Here is a 15087-nt window from a genome sequence, read left to right as displayed (position 1 = left end):
TCATATAAAAATTTCTAAATAACAAGGCCTGCTTCTTCCCGTGTAGCCATTTCTTTCACCATATAAGTAGCAGCTTCTACAAAATTAAAAGCAAGGGCTGCACCTGTACCTTCACCTAACCTAAGTCCTATATCAAATAAAGGCGTTAGTCCTAATAATTGCATTGCGATTTTGCCTCCGCGTTCGGCTGTATGGTGAGAGGGAATCAAAAAATCTTTTACCTTAGGGGCAATGGTAATCGCAAGAAGGGCTGCAGCAGTAGCGATAAATCCATCTACAACAATGGGTATGCGTCTTGAAGCCGCGCCTATAAATACACCAGCCATGCCACCTATTTCAAACCCACCTACCTTTGATAGAATATCAATGGCATCTTTTGGATTCGGTTGATTGATTGCGATTGCTTTTTTTATGACAGATGCTTTGTGTTTTAACTTTTCTATAGGTAGTCCTGCACCAATACCTACAATTGTTTCAGGATCTAAATGACCGATTACTGAGAATATGGCAGTGCTAGGGGTGGTATTGCCAATGCCCATCTCCCCTGTAGCGAGTAAATTTTTACCTTGATCAATCTGATCATTTGCTATTTCTATGCCTATTTCTAAAGATTTGATTGCTTCCTCCCTGCTCATGGCAGGACCTTTTGCCATATTGCTTGTGCCATATCTTATTTTTCTGTTAATCACTTTCGGTTCATCAATATCTGAAGCAATGCCCATATCTACGACAACTACATCAGCGCGTGCTTGTTTTGCAAAAGCGCATACGCCTGTTATACCTTTTACAAAATTAGGTGTTTGCAGCGCGGTTATGATTTGAGGATCAGGGGCTACCCCTTCCACGTAGACCCCATGATCTGCTGACATAACAATAATGACTTTCTTGTCTACAGTTGGAAAAGAATTTTTTGTAATGCCAGCTAGTTGTACAGCTAAATCCTCTAATCTTCCTAAACTGCCTAATGGTTTAAATAGATTATCTACTCTATTTTTTGTCTTTGCCATAGTTTCTTGATCGAGTAAACCTATTTTTTTGAGTGTTTGATTTAGTAATTTCATTAAGATTCCTCCTTTAAAGTAAAAAAAGTTCATGGTTTGTTTCCATAAGAAACAAACCATGAACTTTACCATCATTCACGTATTTCAATCGTTTTAGGCAGGTCTCCTGACTTAGAATCGACACTTTACACGCCTTCCCGAAAAATTCAGTGGCATTTTGTGCAAAGCTCCTCTTTACAGTGGTGGGACCGTTGAAGATTTTTACTTCATTCCCTATTCTCCCTAATTGGGCACCTATCACGAGATATCTATCTTTATTATAGAATAATTTGTGTCTTTTTTCAATAAGGAAAAAACGATATACGATCATTAGAACAAAAATTTATTGATGGATAAGAAATTGGGGTAACATATAAGCAGATTGATAAAATTTTAAACAGGAGATCAAAATTTTGTAAGCTATGAAATCATTTAAATGAATAGGATGACTGTAAAGCATTGTATTTTACAAAAAAGAAGACGTAGGAGGAAAAAACAATGAGATATACAATAAAAGAACAGCATAGAAAAGTCATTGTGGAGGGAATCATAGATTTTGAACTTAGCGATACGTTTGAGTGTGGACAGTGCTTTCGATGGAATAGGGAAGAGGATGATAGTTTTACAGGGGTAGCAAAAGGGAAGTTGATTAATATTCAAAAAAAGGGAAAACAAATCATCTTTGACAATACGACGAAGGAAGAATTTTTAAATACTTGGATAGATTATTTTGATTTAGATCGGGATTATGGAAGGATTAAAAAGAACGTGGCACAAAATGATGCCATTATGGAAAAAGCTATATTACATGGAAGAGGAATAAGAATTCTTAACCAAGATGAATGGGAAATATTAATTTCTTTTATTATTTCATCGAATCGTGCAATTAAGCTCATCAAAAAATCGATTGAAGCGCTATGCAGTAGATACGGTAAATTTATAGGAACCTACAATGGGAAAAAATATTATGATTTTCCAAACCCTGAGGAGTTAGTGGGAAAATCTATAGAAGAAATAAAGGCGAGTCATACAGGGTATCGTGCGAAATATATTGTAGACACAACAAAAATGATTATGGAAAAACAGATAGAAATATATGATTTGAAAAATCTATCAACAACAGATGCAAGAAAAGAATTACTAAGATTTAGTGGGGTAGGTCCAAAGGTTGCAGATTGTATTTTGTTATTTTCAATGAATAAGTATGATGCTTTTCCAATTGATGTATGGGTCAAACGGGTGATGGAATACTTTTATTTGCCAGACGCAGCAACTTTGAAACAAGTACAAGTGTTTGCAAAAAAAAAATTTGGAGATTATGCAGGTTTTGCGCAACAATATCTCTTTTATTATGCAAGAGAGCTAGGTATTGGGAAATAGTTTATGCAATGATTTAAAAACTAAATATTACGTTAACGACAAGTTATACATATGAAAAAATTAAAATGTATATAAATGCAGGAATTTTATCCCTTATATAGAATAATACATATTTATACAATGAAATTCGAAAAAAAAGGATTGTATGAAACGGGGGAGTTGGACATGTTAGGGACGATTGTAAATGCATTAGCTATCATTGGAGGCAGTATCATCGGTCTATTTTTTAGGGGGGGAATCCCCGAGAAATATAATGAGACGATTATAAAAGCGAATGCCTTAAGTGTTTTGTTGATCGGGATTATGGGCGCTATAAAAACGAAAAATATGATGCTTGTGATTTTTAGTATGGTTATTGGAAGTATTATAGGAGAATTTCTAAGGATAGAGGAGAATTTAGATAGAATGGGAGGATTTATAGGGAATAAGCTAGGAGATCAAGAGGGAGGGGTAGCAAAAGGATTTGTAACAGCAAGCTTGTTGTTTTGTGTAGGTTCGATGGCAATTGTAGGGGCATTGCAAAGTGGACTTTCGGGGGATCATCAAACGCTTTTTGCAAAATCGATTCTTGATGGAATTACTTCTGTTGTATTTTCATCTACATTGGGAATTGGGGTTATATTTTCTGCTGCTGCAGTATTTTTATATCAAGGCGCCATTACGCTTGCAGCTTCTTCTATGAAAGCATTTTTGACAGAAGATGTCATACGGGAGATGTCAGCAGTGGGAGGCCTTTTGATTATGGCATTAGGTTTTAATATGCTTGATTTCAGAAGAATTAAGGTAGGAAATATGCTTCCAGCGATGTTTATGCCTTTAATTTACTATATAGGAAAAATAATATACTTTAAATGTTTAAACTAAGAGATGATAATTCATCTCTTTTTCTAATTTATTCCAATCTCTTTGCAGGATGGTTTTTACCATATATACTAAAAGAAATAATATTTTCTATGTACCTAAATTTTTATTAATTTACGTATACCTATAAAGACGGAGGTGTATAAATTTGGCGCGCCTATTGAATTTTTTTCAAATAAATTCTTTGACAGCAAAAATTGAGAAAATTAAAAAAGGGGATACCGCGGAAAGAGAGAAGATGATCGAAGATTACATACCATTTATCATAAAGACAGTATCTGATAAATTAAATAAATATATTGAATCCGAAAATAGCGAAGAATTTAGTGTAGGGATAGAAGCTTTTAATGAAGTGATTGATAAATATGAAGCATCCAGAGGAAGCTTCATAGGATTTGCAGAGATTGTGATAAAAAACAGGGTTACAGATTATCTTAGAAAAAACAGCAAACATAGAAAAAACATTCCAATCAGCCAATTTGAAGAAGATGAGAATGGAAAACTACAAAAACATTTTGCAGTAGAAGATTTTACGGAAAGTTTTGCAATGAAGACAGAAATACAAGAATTGGAAGATGTGTTAAAAGACTTTAAGATTACTTTTTATGACTTGGTTCAAGAAGCACCGAAGCATATGGATACAAGAGCAAATGGGATACGTATCGCAAAATACATTTCAGAAAGTAAGGAATTGAAGGAAGAACTCTTTAGAAAAAAAAGTCTGCCGAGTAAAAAACTCATCAATGCGTTAGACAGTACAGCAAAAATATTAAAAAGAAGTAGGAAATTTATCATTGCAACAGTAATTATATTAGACCGTGATCTAGAAAAACTAAGGAACTATATAGAAAGCACAAAAGGGGGTGCTGAGGGTGGTCTATAGAGGATGTATTCTAAAAATAGAAGAAGATTTTGCAATTGTTTTAACGGATCAGGGACAATACCTTAAGATTATAAAGAAAGAGGATTTAGTTGTTGGCAAAAAAATTATTTTTGTAAAAGAAGATATTTATAAGGATAGACGGGTGACCATTAAAAACATAGGGTTGATTGCTGCTGTCTTCATTACAATGATTTTATCAATAACGGGGATCGGAAAGTTTCATATCGTAGAGCCTATGCGTGTGGCTGCGGTAGTCAGCATAGACATTAACCCAAGCATTGAATTTGAAATCAATGAAAAAAAGAAGGTGCTACATGTAGGCGCGCTTAATATGGATGGGGAGGAATTAATTGATCAAACATTTATAGGAATGTCTATTGAAGAAGCCGTACTGCTTGTGATTAATAATGCAAAACAAAAACACTATATTACAAAAGAAAAAAATACAGTTTTAATAGCTACGGCTGCTGTAGAGAATCATTTTAAAGAAAAATCGGATAAGCTACAAAAGGAGATTGAACAAAAGATGAAAGACGATCAAAAACTAAAAGAATTAAATTTGATCTATGTACAAGGAAATAAAAAAGATTTGAAGGAAGCAAAAAAACAAAAGATCTCTATAGGAAAATATCAGGTCTATAAACAATCAAAGGAAAAAGAACAAAAAATTACATTAGAGCAGGTCAAAAATATGAAGGTGCAAGAAATGGTAGATAAAGGAATAGGTAAATTAAAAGGAAAGAAGATAAAAACGAAAATAAAAGAAAAGGTTGAAGATAAAATAAAAAAACAACAGGAAACAACAAAAGAAGAAAAGAAGGAAGCAATAAAACAAGATCGAGAAAATAAGAGTAAAAATATTATAGAAAATAAGGAAAAAAAGAAAAAAGCAGTACAAATAAAAAACAAAGCTAAGATAGATGAGATAGAAAACAAACAAGAAGAGAAAAAAGAAAAAATAACGTTCAATCAAGAAAATAAAAAAGAAAGATTAGAAAACAAAAAAGAAAGATTAGAAAACAAAAAAGATATTGAAAAAGAGAAAAGAGAAATAATAGAAGAGAATAAAAAGGAACAGAAAAAAGAGAAAGTGGAAATGAAAAAAATGAATAATGAAGAAAATAACAAAAAAGTAACAAAAAAACTAAAAGAAAATAGGAAAACAGAACCAAAGAATACTAAAGAAACTAGAAACACAAAACCTTATAAAGAGAACCTTAAAAAGGCTAAGAAGGATTGAAAAGAGAGAGCACGATCTTTAAAAAGATGGTGCTTTTAAATGTTTTAAAAAAAAATTTCATAAAGGGTACTCAAAAAAATAAAAACATACGTATCCTATGATAGAAAAGCAATTGATAAAACAAAGGAGGAAAAAACATGAATAAGCAGTTTAGAAGAGTTGTTGCATTATCCATCATCTCAGCATTTGTTTTTGCAAGTCCATTGGGGATGGTTGCGAAGGCAGAAAAACCGAGTGCAAAGGGAAGCAAAGCTAAGACAACAGTAAAAAGAGATAATCGTATAAAGGAGCATGTTAAAGAAAAAATTCAAGATAAAAAAGAAAGAGAAGAAAATGCCAAAGAAAAAAACGACGCTAAAAAGGAAAAAGAAGAAAATATTAAAGCGAAAATAGCGGAGATAAAAAATAATAGACCTAAAGAGGATGAAGAAAAAAGATTAGAAAAAGTAAAGAAACTTGAAAAATTCCAAAATTTATTAGCGGAGATTAAAAAATCACGTAAAGATATCAAAGTGCTAAAGGAAGAAATGAAAACAGTAAGGAATGAAATGAAGCAATTAATTAAACAGAGCTATTCAAAGGAAGAATTAGAAAAATTGAGACAAAGAGCAGAGGAAATTATGACTAAAAATCCTCATGTGAAAGTAATTCAAATAGAAAATATTTTAAAGAAAAAAGGACAGTTTAAATTCGACACACCGCCTGTTATCAAAGAAGGAAGAACATTAATTCCAGTAAGAGCGATTACGGAAGGACTGGGTGCAGATGTTAATTGGAATGGAGAAGAAAGAAAAGTAACAGTGAGTAAGGGTGATAAAGAAATGGTATTCCAATTAGATGATGGAAGAGTTTTTGTAAATGGAGAAGAAACGGCTATCGATGTACCCGCTCAAATTATGAACAATAGAACCATTGTACCTTTAAGATTTATTGCAGAGCAGTTAGGACTTGGTGTAGATTATGATGAAGATACGGGCGTGATTGAAATTGATGAAGACGATACAGAAGAAGAGGAACAAATAATAGTGGAAGAAGGCCAGGATGCTACTGTTACGGAATCAGTATATAATAATGATTAAGAATAAAAAAATAAACGAACGGGTAAAAAAAGAAAATAGCATAGAAGTGAAAAATTAATTAAATAATAAATAAGAGCCTAATCTATAGGCTCTTATTTATTTACTAGAGAATGATAGAAATTTTTTGTTTTCTAAAATACTAAAAATGCATAAATATACATAATCAAATGAAGGGTATACAATTTATAAAAATAAAATATATACCGCTTTAATGTGATAAAACATGATAAAGATAAAGCTTATACACAAATAAAACTTCACCGTGAAAAAGTGGTAACACTGCAACTTGTTTTAATATATACAATTAAAATTGACAAAATATGCAGAACATATATATAATGAAATCAGAATAATATAAAAGTTTTAAACAAACACAAAGATGAAATGATGAATAATAAATGATTCAATTAAAATTATTTTCAAGAAATTTGAGCAACTGCAATAGCAGTATGCGAATTTTTTATCTATTATAAAAGGGAGATGTGAATGATGACGAAAGTATATATTGATGGGAACAGCTTAACATTACAAGATATCGTAGATGTAGCAAGAAAAAATTATACGGTGGGTTTAACAGATGAAGCGGTTGAAAAAGTAAAAAAAGCAAGAGCTTTTGTAGACAAGTTGGTAGATGAAGGAAAAGTTGTATATGGTATTACAACTGGATTCGGGAAATTTAGTGATGTGATGATCTCAAAAGATGAAGCGAAAGATTTGCAAAGAAATTTAATTATCAGTCATGCTTGTGGTGTTGGAAAATATTTTCCGATAGATGTTGTGCGCGCGATTATGCTTTTAAGAGCCAATGCATTAGCAAAAGGCTTCTCAGGAATTCGGCTAGAGACATTACAAACATTAATTGAGATGATCAACAAAGAAGTTTATCCAGCCATTCCAGAAAAAGGATCATTGGGTGCGAGTGGAGATTTAGCTCCTTTAGCCCATATGGTACTTCCTTTAATTGGAGAAGGTGAAGCTTATTATAAAGGTCAATTAATGTCAGGGAAAGAAGCTATGGAAAAATCAGGAATAAACCCTGTAGCATTGACTTCTAAAGAAGGATTAGCCCTTATTAATGGGACACAAGTACTAACTGCTGTAGGTGCATTAACAGCTTTCGATGCAATGAATCTTTTGAAGTTGTCGGATATTTCAGTATCGTTAACAATGGAAGCATTAAACGGAATTACAGACGCTTATGATCCAAGAACACATGCACTTAGACCCCATCAAGGTCAAATAAATACGGCGAAGAATGTATTAAATATTCTTGAAGGTAGTGAAAGAACGACGAGACAAGGAGAAATAAGAGTACAAGATGCCTATTCATTAAGATGTACACCACAAATTCATGGTGCAAGTAAAGATGCGATCAAGTATGTTTTAGATAAAGTAGCACTTGAAATCAATGCGGTAACAGACAATCCACTCATCTTTGTAGACGATGAATATGCGATTTCTGGAGGAAACTTCCATGGACAGCCAATGGCATTGGCATTTGACTTTTTAGGAATTGCGATTGCAGAGATAGCAAATGTTTCTGAAAGAAGAATTGAAAGATTAGTCAATCCTCAACTAAGTGGACTTCCAGCATTCTTGACAGAGCATGGGGGACTTCATTCAGGATTTATGATTGCGCAATATGCAGCTGCAGCCCTTGTATCAGAAAATAAAGTGTTGGCACATCCTGCTAGCGTGGATTCTATTCCATCTTCAGCAAATCAAGAAGACCATGTAAGTATGGGAACGATTGCAGCGAGAAAAGCAAGAGAAATCTACTACAACGCAAGCAGAGTTATTGCAATTGAATTAATGGCATCAACACAAGCTATTGATTTCGAAACTGCTGATAAAAAATTAGGAAAAGGAACAAAAGTTGCTTATGATAAGGTTCGTGAAGTAGTAGAAACACTTCATGAAGATCGCGTGATGTATAAAGATATTAACAAATCTGCAGCATTAATTGACAATAACAGTATTGTAGATGCAGTAGAAGCGGTTGTAGGAGAACTATATTAAGCTATTATAATATTTAAGGATCTATTTCTTGGTTATAAAGTCAGGAGATAGGTCTTTTTTTATCAGCTTATGTAAATGGAAGATTAAAATTTTCTGTAATACACATGTAAAAGAATGTGAGCTATAGATGTAGAAAAGAATGGCGTACAAAGAAGCAATATGTTGTGTAAAACGATTATGAAAAGAGAAAAATTATAGATAGGGGTATGATTTAATAATAAAAAAATCATATGTTTATAATTATAGACGTTTTATAGACGAAATATGTGTATAATCAAGTCAAGAAAATAAATACGAAAAATAAAGGGAGTGGATAATATGTCAGTAAAAGTACCAAGTGATATTGAAATTGCACAACAAGCGAAAATGTTACCTATTGCGCAAATCGCAAAAAAATGGGGTATTTTGGATGAAGAACTAGAACTATATGGAAAATATAAAACAAAAATATCGCTAGATATATTCGAAAGATTAAAAGATAAAGAAGATGGAAAATTGATACTTGTAACAGCCATTACACCTACTCCAGCAGGAGAAGGAAAATCTACTACAGGGGTTGGGCTTGGACAAGCACTGAATAAAATCGGAAAAAAAGCGGTTATTGCATTAAGAGAACCCTCTTTAGGACCTGTATTTGGTGTAAAAGGTGGAGCAGCTGGTGGCGGATATGCCCAAGTTGTGCCTATGGAAGATATCAATCTTCATTTTACAGGAGATATGCATGCGATTACGACTGCAAATAACTTATTATCAGCAGCAATTGATAACCATATACATCAAGGAAATGCATTGAAAATTGATGCAAGACAGATTGTTTGGAAAAGAGTATTAGACATGAATGATCGGAGTCTTAGAAGTGTCGTAGTAGGTATTGGACCAAAAGGAAATGGATTTGTTCGTGAAGATGGATTTATGATTACGGTTGCGTCAGAGGTAATGGCAGTATTATGTCTTGCAAGTGATTTGATGGATTTAAAAGAACGTTTTGGAAGAATGATTGTTGCATACAATATGGATGGAGATCCTATAACGGCAGCACAACTTGGGATACATGGCGCGATGGGATTACTATTTAAAGATGCAATCAAACCGAATCTCGTACAAACTTTGGAAAATACACCTGCACTGATTCATGGAGGACCTTTTGCAAATATTGCACATGGATGTAATAGTATCATGGCAACAAAATTAGGATTAAAATTGGGTGAGTATGTAGTTACAGAAGCTGGTTTTGGTGCGGATCTGGGCGCAGAGAAATTCTTAGATATTAAATGTAGATACGGCAATCTTAAGCCAGCAGCAGTAGTAGTAGTTGCAACAATAAAAGCATTGAAAATGCATGGTGGTGTGAAAAAGACAGAACTTGGAACAGAAAATTTAGAAGCACTTGATGCAGGTTTTGAAAATTTAGAAAAACAAGTTGAAAATATTAGAACATTTGGTTTGCCTGTTTTAGTAGCTGTGAATAGATTTGTAAACGATACAGAGGCTGAAATAGCACTATTAATGAAAAAATGTGAAGAAGCAGGTGTAGAAGTAGCCCTTAATGAAGTTTGGGAAAAAGGTGGAGATGGTGGTGTTGAAATGGCGCAAAAGCTTGTTAACATCGTAGAAAAAGAAGAAGCAGACTTCAAACTACTTTATGATGTAGAAGCGTCTATTCCAGAGAAAGTGAACAAAATTGTAACGAAAATCTATGGTGGTAATGGGGTAGTATTTACAGGACCTGCAAAGAAGCAAATTAAAAAACTTGAAGAATTAGAACTAGATAAGCTTCCAATTTGTATGGCAAAAACACAGTATTCTTTATCTGATAATGCAAGTTTACTCGGTGCGCCAAAAGATTTTGAAATTACGGTAAGAGAAGTGAAGATCTCTGCTGGAGCAGGTTTTATTGTTTGTTTAACAGGGGATGTTATGACCATGCCAGGGCTTCCTAAAGTGCCATCTGCAAATAAAATGGATATTGATGAAGATGGAAACATTGTAGGACTATTCTAGGAATTTTAAACAATTGATGTTAATAAAGTTAGTAGCTAGCTGATTGTACAAAGAGGCTAATTGCTAGCTTTGTTGAATTTCAAATGATCGCGTTATAAATTTAAAAAAATAGGGATTTACTTTAAGGGAGGAAATTTTATGTTATCAAATTTAGATGTTTCAAAAGCGATGAAAGTAAAATTAGATTCAGTATTGCCTGAGTATCCAAAATTCGATCCTAAATATAGACGTGCGCCTAAAAGAGCATTTACACTAACAAAAGATGAAACTGAATTAGCGCTTAAAAATGCACTAAGATATATCCCAGAAGAATTTCATGAGGAAGTAGCACCAGAATTTTTAGAAGAACTTTTAACAAAAGGAAGAATCTATGGTTACCGTTTCAGACCACATGGAGAAATTAAAGCGAAACCTATTGATGCGTACGAAGGGAAATGTGTAGAAGGAAAAGCGTTTCAATTAATGATGGATAACAATTTAGATTTTGATATCTGTTTATATCCTTATGAATTAGTTACTTATGGAGAGACAGGTAGAGTATGTCAAAACTGGATGCAGTATATTTTAATACAAAAATATTTAAGAGAACTAACACAAGATCAGACACTCGTGATTCATTCAGGACATCCTGTAGGATTATTTCATTCAAAACCAGATGCACCGAGAGTGATTATAACAAATGGTCTTATGGTGGGTATGTTTGATGATCCAGATAACTTTAATAGAGCAGCTGCACTAGGGGTAGCGAACTATGGACAAATGACTGCTGGTGGATGGATGTATATAGGACCACAAGGGATTGTTCATGGAACTTATAGTACGATATTAAATGCAGGAAGATTAAAACTTGACATTCCTAATGATGGAGATTTAAGAGGTAGATTATTTATAACATCAGGGCTTGGTGGTATGAGTGGCGCTCAAGGTAAATCTGTTGAAATTGCGAATGGGGTAGGGATCATTGCTGAAGTGGACTACTCAAGAATAGAAACGAGATATACACAAGGATGGGTAAGTAAAGTTGCTAAAACTTGTGAAGAAGCATTCAGTATGGCCAAAAAATGCATGGAAAAAGAAGAAGCTTGTGCGATCGCTTTCCATGGAAATATAGTAGACTTACTACAATATGCCGTGAAAGAAAATATTCATATAGATTTATTATCTGACCAAACTTCTTGTCATGAAGTATATACTGGTGGATACTGTCCACAAGGGATTACTTTTGAAGAAAGAACTGAATTACTTGCAGTAGATAAAGAAAAATTCCACAAATTAGTAGATGCAACATTAAAAGCGCATTTTGAAGTGATCAAAGAACTTACTGCAAGAGGTACTTACTTCTTTGATTATGGGAATGCTTTTATGAAATCTATCTATGATTCAGGAATCATGGAAATCTCTAAAAATGGATTAAACGATAAAGATGGATTTATTTGGCCATCCTATGTAGAAGATATATTAGGACCACAATTGTTTGATTTTGGATATGGACCATTTAGATGGGTATGTTTAAGTGGAAAGCATGAAGATTTATTAAAAACAGATAAGGCTGCGATGGACTGCATAGATCCGAATAGAAGATATCAAGATAGAGACAACTGGATATGGATTAGAGATGCAGATAAAAATAAATTGGTTGTAGGAAGTCAAGCAAGAATTTTATATCAAGATGCTTTTGGTAGAACTAAAATTGCACTTAAATTTAATGAAATGGTTAGAAATGGAGAAATTGCACCTGTAATGCTTGGACGTGATCATCATGATACAGGTGGAACAGACTCACCATTTAGAGAGACTTCAAACATCAAAGATGGAAGTAACATCATGGCAGAACAAGCAACACATATTTTTGCAGGAAATGCTGCGCGAGGGATGAGTTTAGTTGCACTGCATAATGGTGGTGGTGTAGGAATCGGAAAATCGATCAATGGTGGATTTGGTATGGTACTAGATGGAAGTAAGAGAGTAGACGATATATTAAGATCAGCAATGCCTTGGGATGTAATGGGTGGAGTTGCAAGACGTGCTTGGGCAAGAAATGAAAATGCGATGAGTACTTGTGTTGAGTATAATGATATCCGAAAAGGAACAGATCATATAACGTTACCATTTATTCCAAAAGAGGATTTGGTGAAGTATTTAGTGGATAAAGCTTGGAAAAAATAGAAAAGTAATACATTCTAATGTGACGTATGGCACATTCGTGTGCCAAGTCACTCGAAAAATGTATATAGGATAAATAGGGATGATCTATAATGATTTGGCGTAACATTCAAAAAATGAAGAATAGATTAAAAAATAGGAGGATATGACAATGGCAGATATAAAAAAAATTGTAGAATGTGTAGTAAATTATAGTGAAGGGAGAGATTTAAATAAAATAGAAAAAATTATTGAACCCTATAGAGCAAAAGAAGGGGTTAAACTTTTAAACTATGAAGCAGACAAGGATTATAACAGAGTGGTTGTTACTGTAATGGGAGAGCCTGAGGCTGTAAAAAATGCTGTCGTTCAATCTGTTGGTATTGCAGCAGAACTTATAGATATGACAACACATGAAGGACAACATTCAAGAATGGGCGCAACCGATGTTGTACCTTTTATACCGATTAAAAATATGAGCATGACTGAAGCTGTAGAGTTAGCGAAAGAAACAGCTAAAGCGATAAATGAGGCGCATGATATTCCAGTATTTTTATATGAAAAAGCAGCGAGTAAGCCGGAGCGAGAAAATCTTGCAACGGTTAGGAAAGGGCAATTTGAAGGAATGCCTGAAAAATTGAAAGACCCTGAGTGGAAACCTGATTTTGGAAAATGTGAGATCCATCCAACAGCAGGGGTTACAGCAGTTGGTGCAAGAATGCCACTCGTAGCTTATAATATTGATTTAGATACACCAAATGTTGAGATTGCAAATAAAATTGCAAAAGTAATAAGACATTCAAGTGGTGGATTTAGATATATAAAAGCGGGCGGGGTTGAGATCAAAGAAAGAGGGATTACACAAGTAACGATGAATATTACGGATTATACAAAGACTTCAGTTTATAGAGTATTTGAAACTGTAAAGATGGAAGCGAAAAGATATGGGGTTAATGTTTTAGGTAGTGAAGTGGTAGGTCTTGTACCGATGGAAGCGTTAATAGATAGTGCACAGTATTATTTGGGGTTATATGGATTTTCTATGGATAAAGTAATCGAAACGAGTTTAATGGAGTAGATGATGATGAATAATATGATCATAAAAAATGCGAGTCAATTAGTAACTTGTAGTGGGTTTGAAGCGAAAGCTGGTAAAGATATGGGAAAGATCCATGTGATAGAAGATGGGGCTGTAATCATAAAGGATGGCGTCATTAAAAAAGTAGGTACAACGAAAGAGGTTTTAGAAGGAATTGATGCATCAAAATACCAAGTAATCGATGCGACAGGAAAAACAGTTCTACCAGGATTTGTAGATTCTCATACACATTTTGTATTTGGTGGGTATAGAGAAGAAGAATTTGATATGCGGCTTAAAGGGTACTCATACATGGAGATTATGAATCGTGGAGGCGGAATTGCAAATTCTACAACAGGAACAGCAAAGGCTGCTAAGGAAGAATTAATATCTCTTGGTAAAAAAAGATTAGATGCTATGCTAAAGTTTGGGGTAACGACTGTAGAGGGTAAGAGTGGTTATGGACTTGATTTTGATACAGAGATCAAACAATTAGAAGTGATGAAAGCATTAGATAAGATCCATCCTATGGATATTACGAAGACTTTTTTAGGGGCGCATGCAGTACCTAGTGCGTATAAAGGTCGAGGGGATGCATTTATTGACTTTATCATAGATCAAGTGCTCCCTTATGTAGTTGAGAATAACTTAGCAGAGTTTTGTGATATTTTCTGTGAAAAAAATGTATTTTCTATAGAGGAATCAAGAAAATTATTAAACAAAGCGAAAGAAATGGGCATGAAGCTTAAACTTCACGCAGATGAAATTGTAAGAATCGGAGGTGCGCAGCTTGCAGCAGAGGTGGGCGCTGTATCAGCGGATCACTTACTTCAAGCATCCGATGAAGGCATTCATGCAATGGCTGAGAAAAAAGTGGTTGCAACATTACTTCCATGTACCGCTTTTAGTTTAAAAGAAGAATATGCGCGTGCAAGATTTATGATAGATAATCATTGTGCCGTTGCACTTGCTACAGATTTTAATCCAGGAAGCTGTCATACAGAATCGATCCCTCTTTTATTTGCTTTATCAACATTGTATATGAAAATGACGATTGAAGAGGCGATTACGGCACTTACGATTAATGGTGCAGCTGCAATAGATAGGGCGCATGAAATCGGGAGTATAGATGAAGGGAAAAAGGGAGATTTAGTGATTTTAGAATTTCCTTCATACAAATTTATTCCTTACCACATAGCAGTGAATACGGTTGAGAAAGTGATTAAAGATGGTAAGTTAGTTGTAGACAATGAAAATTGTGGATTATTAGAGTAGTCACGGAAACTAATGTATAAAATTTAATTTTTATGCAATACATTAAAAATCCATAAATTTTATCATTAGAGCTCATTTTTATATAAAAT

The 15087-nt window shown here is 33.9% G+C and carries 11 protein-coding genes and 1 riboswitch; of the genes, 10 read left to right on the top strand and 1 reads right to left on the bottom strand.

From position 1 onward, the window contains the following. Positions 1–14: 14 nt before the first annotated feature. Positions 15–1061 (bottom strand): nicotinate-nucleotide--dimethylbenzimidazole phosphoribosyltransferase, encoded by a 1047-nt coding sequence (gene cobT / locus EV214_RS07500; RefSeq protein ID WP_132244338.1) that lies wholly within the window; start codon positions 1059–1061, stop codon positions 15–17. 79 nt (positions 1062–1140) lie between these two features. Further along, positions 1141–1314: riboswitch (cobalamin riboswitch) on the bottom strand. Positions 1315–1538: 224 nt separating this feature from the next. On the opposite strand from cobT, the gene EV214_RS07495 reads away from it, so the two are divergent. The 10 genes from EV214_RS07495 (at position 1539) to hutI (ending at position 14998) form a co-directional block, all read left to right on the top strand. Continuing rightward, the gene (locus EV214_RS07495; protein ID WP_132244336.1) at positions 1539–2420 is read left to right on the top strand and encodes a DNA-3-methyladenine glycosylase family protein; all 882 of its coding nucleotides are present in this window, start codon (positions 1539–1541) and stop codon (positions 2418–2420) included. Positions 2421–2585: 165 nt separating this feature from the next. Beyond that, complete coding sequence (locus EV214_RS07490) at positions 2586–3284, top strand: DUF554 domain-containing protein (RefSeq protein WP_132244334.1); 699 nt, start codon at positions 2586–2588, stop codon at positions 3282–3284. A 145-nt stretch (positions 3285–3429) separates the two neighbouring features. Next, entirely contained in the window at positions 3430–4164 is a 735-nt protein-coding gene (gene sigI / locus EV214_RS07485) for an RNA polymerase sigma-I factor (protein ID WP_165916295.1), read from the top strand. Continuing rightward, entirely contained in the window at positions 4154–5404 is a 1251-nt protein-coding gene (locus EV214_RS07480) for an anti-sigma factor domain-containing protein (protein ID WP_165916294.1), read from the top strand. The genes sigI and EV214_RS07480 overlap by 11 nt, the downstream gene beginning before the upstream one ends. A 137-nt stretch (positions 5405–5541) precedes the next feature. After that, positions 5542–6483 carry a stalk domain-containing protein gene (locus tag EV214_RS07475; protein ID WP_132244328.1) on the top strand — a complete coding sequence of 314 codons (942 nt, stop codon included), beginning with the start codon at positions 5542–5544 and terminating at the stop codon, positions 6481–6483. 489 nt (positions 6484–6972) lie between these two features. Continuing rightward, a complete protein-coding gene (hutH, locus tag EV214_RS07470; protein WP_132244326.1) occupies positions 6973–8502 on the top strand; it encodes a histidine ammonia-lyase in 1530 nt (509 codons plus the stop codon). 318 nt (positions 8503–8820) lie between these two features. Continuing rightward, on the top strand, positions 8821–10503 hold the full coding sequence (locus tag EV214_RS07465) for a formate--tetrahydrofolate ligase (RefSeq protein ID WP_132244324.1): 1683 nt from the start codon (positions 8821–8823) through the stop codon (positions 10501–10503). 138 nt (positions 10504–10641) lie between these two features. Beyond that, the gene (locus EV214_RS07460) at positions 10642–12669 is read left to right on the top strand and encodes a urocanate hydratase (protein WP_132244322.1); all 2028 of its coding nucleotides are present in this window, start codon (positions 10642–10644) and stop codon (positions 12667–12669) included. A 148-nt stretch (positions 12670–12817) separates the two neighbouring features. Then, on the top strand, positions 12818–13723 hold the full coding sequence (gene ftcD, locus EV214_RS07455) for a glutamate formimidoyltransferase (protein ID WP_132244320.1): 906 nt from the start codon (positions 12818–12820) through the stop codon (positions 13721–13723). 6 nt (positions 13724–13729) lie between these two features. Further along, positions 13730–14998: an imidazolonepropionase gene (gene hutI, locus EV214_RS07450; protein WP_132244318.1), complete on the top strand. Its 1269-nt coding sequence runs from the start codon at positions 13730–13732 to the stop codon at positions 14996–14998. The last annotated feature ends 89 nt before the right edge of the window (positions 14999–15087 follow it).

The organism is Marinisporobacter balticus (genome assembly GCF_004345705.1).
Classification (GTDB): domain Bacteria; phylum Bacillota; class Clostridia; order Peptostreptococcales; family Thermotaleaceae; genus Marinisporobacter; species Marinisporobacter balticus.
This window is presented reverse-complemented; position numbering and strand designations above follow the sequence as displayed.

Bases quoted from the DNA above. Each gene is read 5' to 3' on its own strand.
- EV214_RS07460 (WP_132244322.1), top strand. From the start codon at position 10,642: ATGTTATCAAATTTAGATGTTTCAAAAGCGATGAAAGTAAAATTAGAT.
- hutI (WP_132244318.1), top strand. From the start codon at position 13,730: ATGAATAATATGATCATAAAAAATGCGAGTCAATTAGTAACTTGTAGT.
- cobT (WP_132244338.1), bottom strand. From the start codon at position 1,061: ATGAAATTACTAAATCAAACACTCAAAAAAATAGGTTTACTCGATCAA.
- EV214_RS07495 (WP_132244336.1), top strand. From the start codon at position 1,539: ATGAGATATACAATAAAAGAACAGCATAGAAAAGTCATTGTGGAGGGA.
- EV214_RS07475 (WP_132244328.1), top strand. From the start codon at position 5,542: ATGAATAAGCAGTTTAGAAGAGTTGTTGCATTATCCATCATCTCAGCA.
- hutH (WP_132244326.1), top strand. From the start codon at position 6,973: ATGACGAAAGTATATATTGATGGGAACAGCTTAACATTACAAGATATC.
- EV214_RS07490 (WP_132244334.1), top strand. From the start codon at position 2,586: ATGTTAGGGACGATTGTAAATGCATTAGCTATCATTGGAGGCAGTATC.
- ftcD (WP_132244320.1), top strand. From the start codon at position 12,818: ATGGCAGATATAAAAAAAATTGTAGAATGTGTAGTAAATTATAGTGAA.
- EV214_RS07465 (WP_132244324.1), top strand. From the start codon at position 8,821: ATGTCAGTAAAAGTACCAAGTGATATTGAAATTGCACAACAAGCGAAA.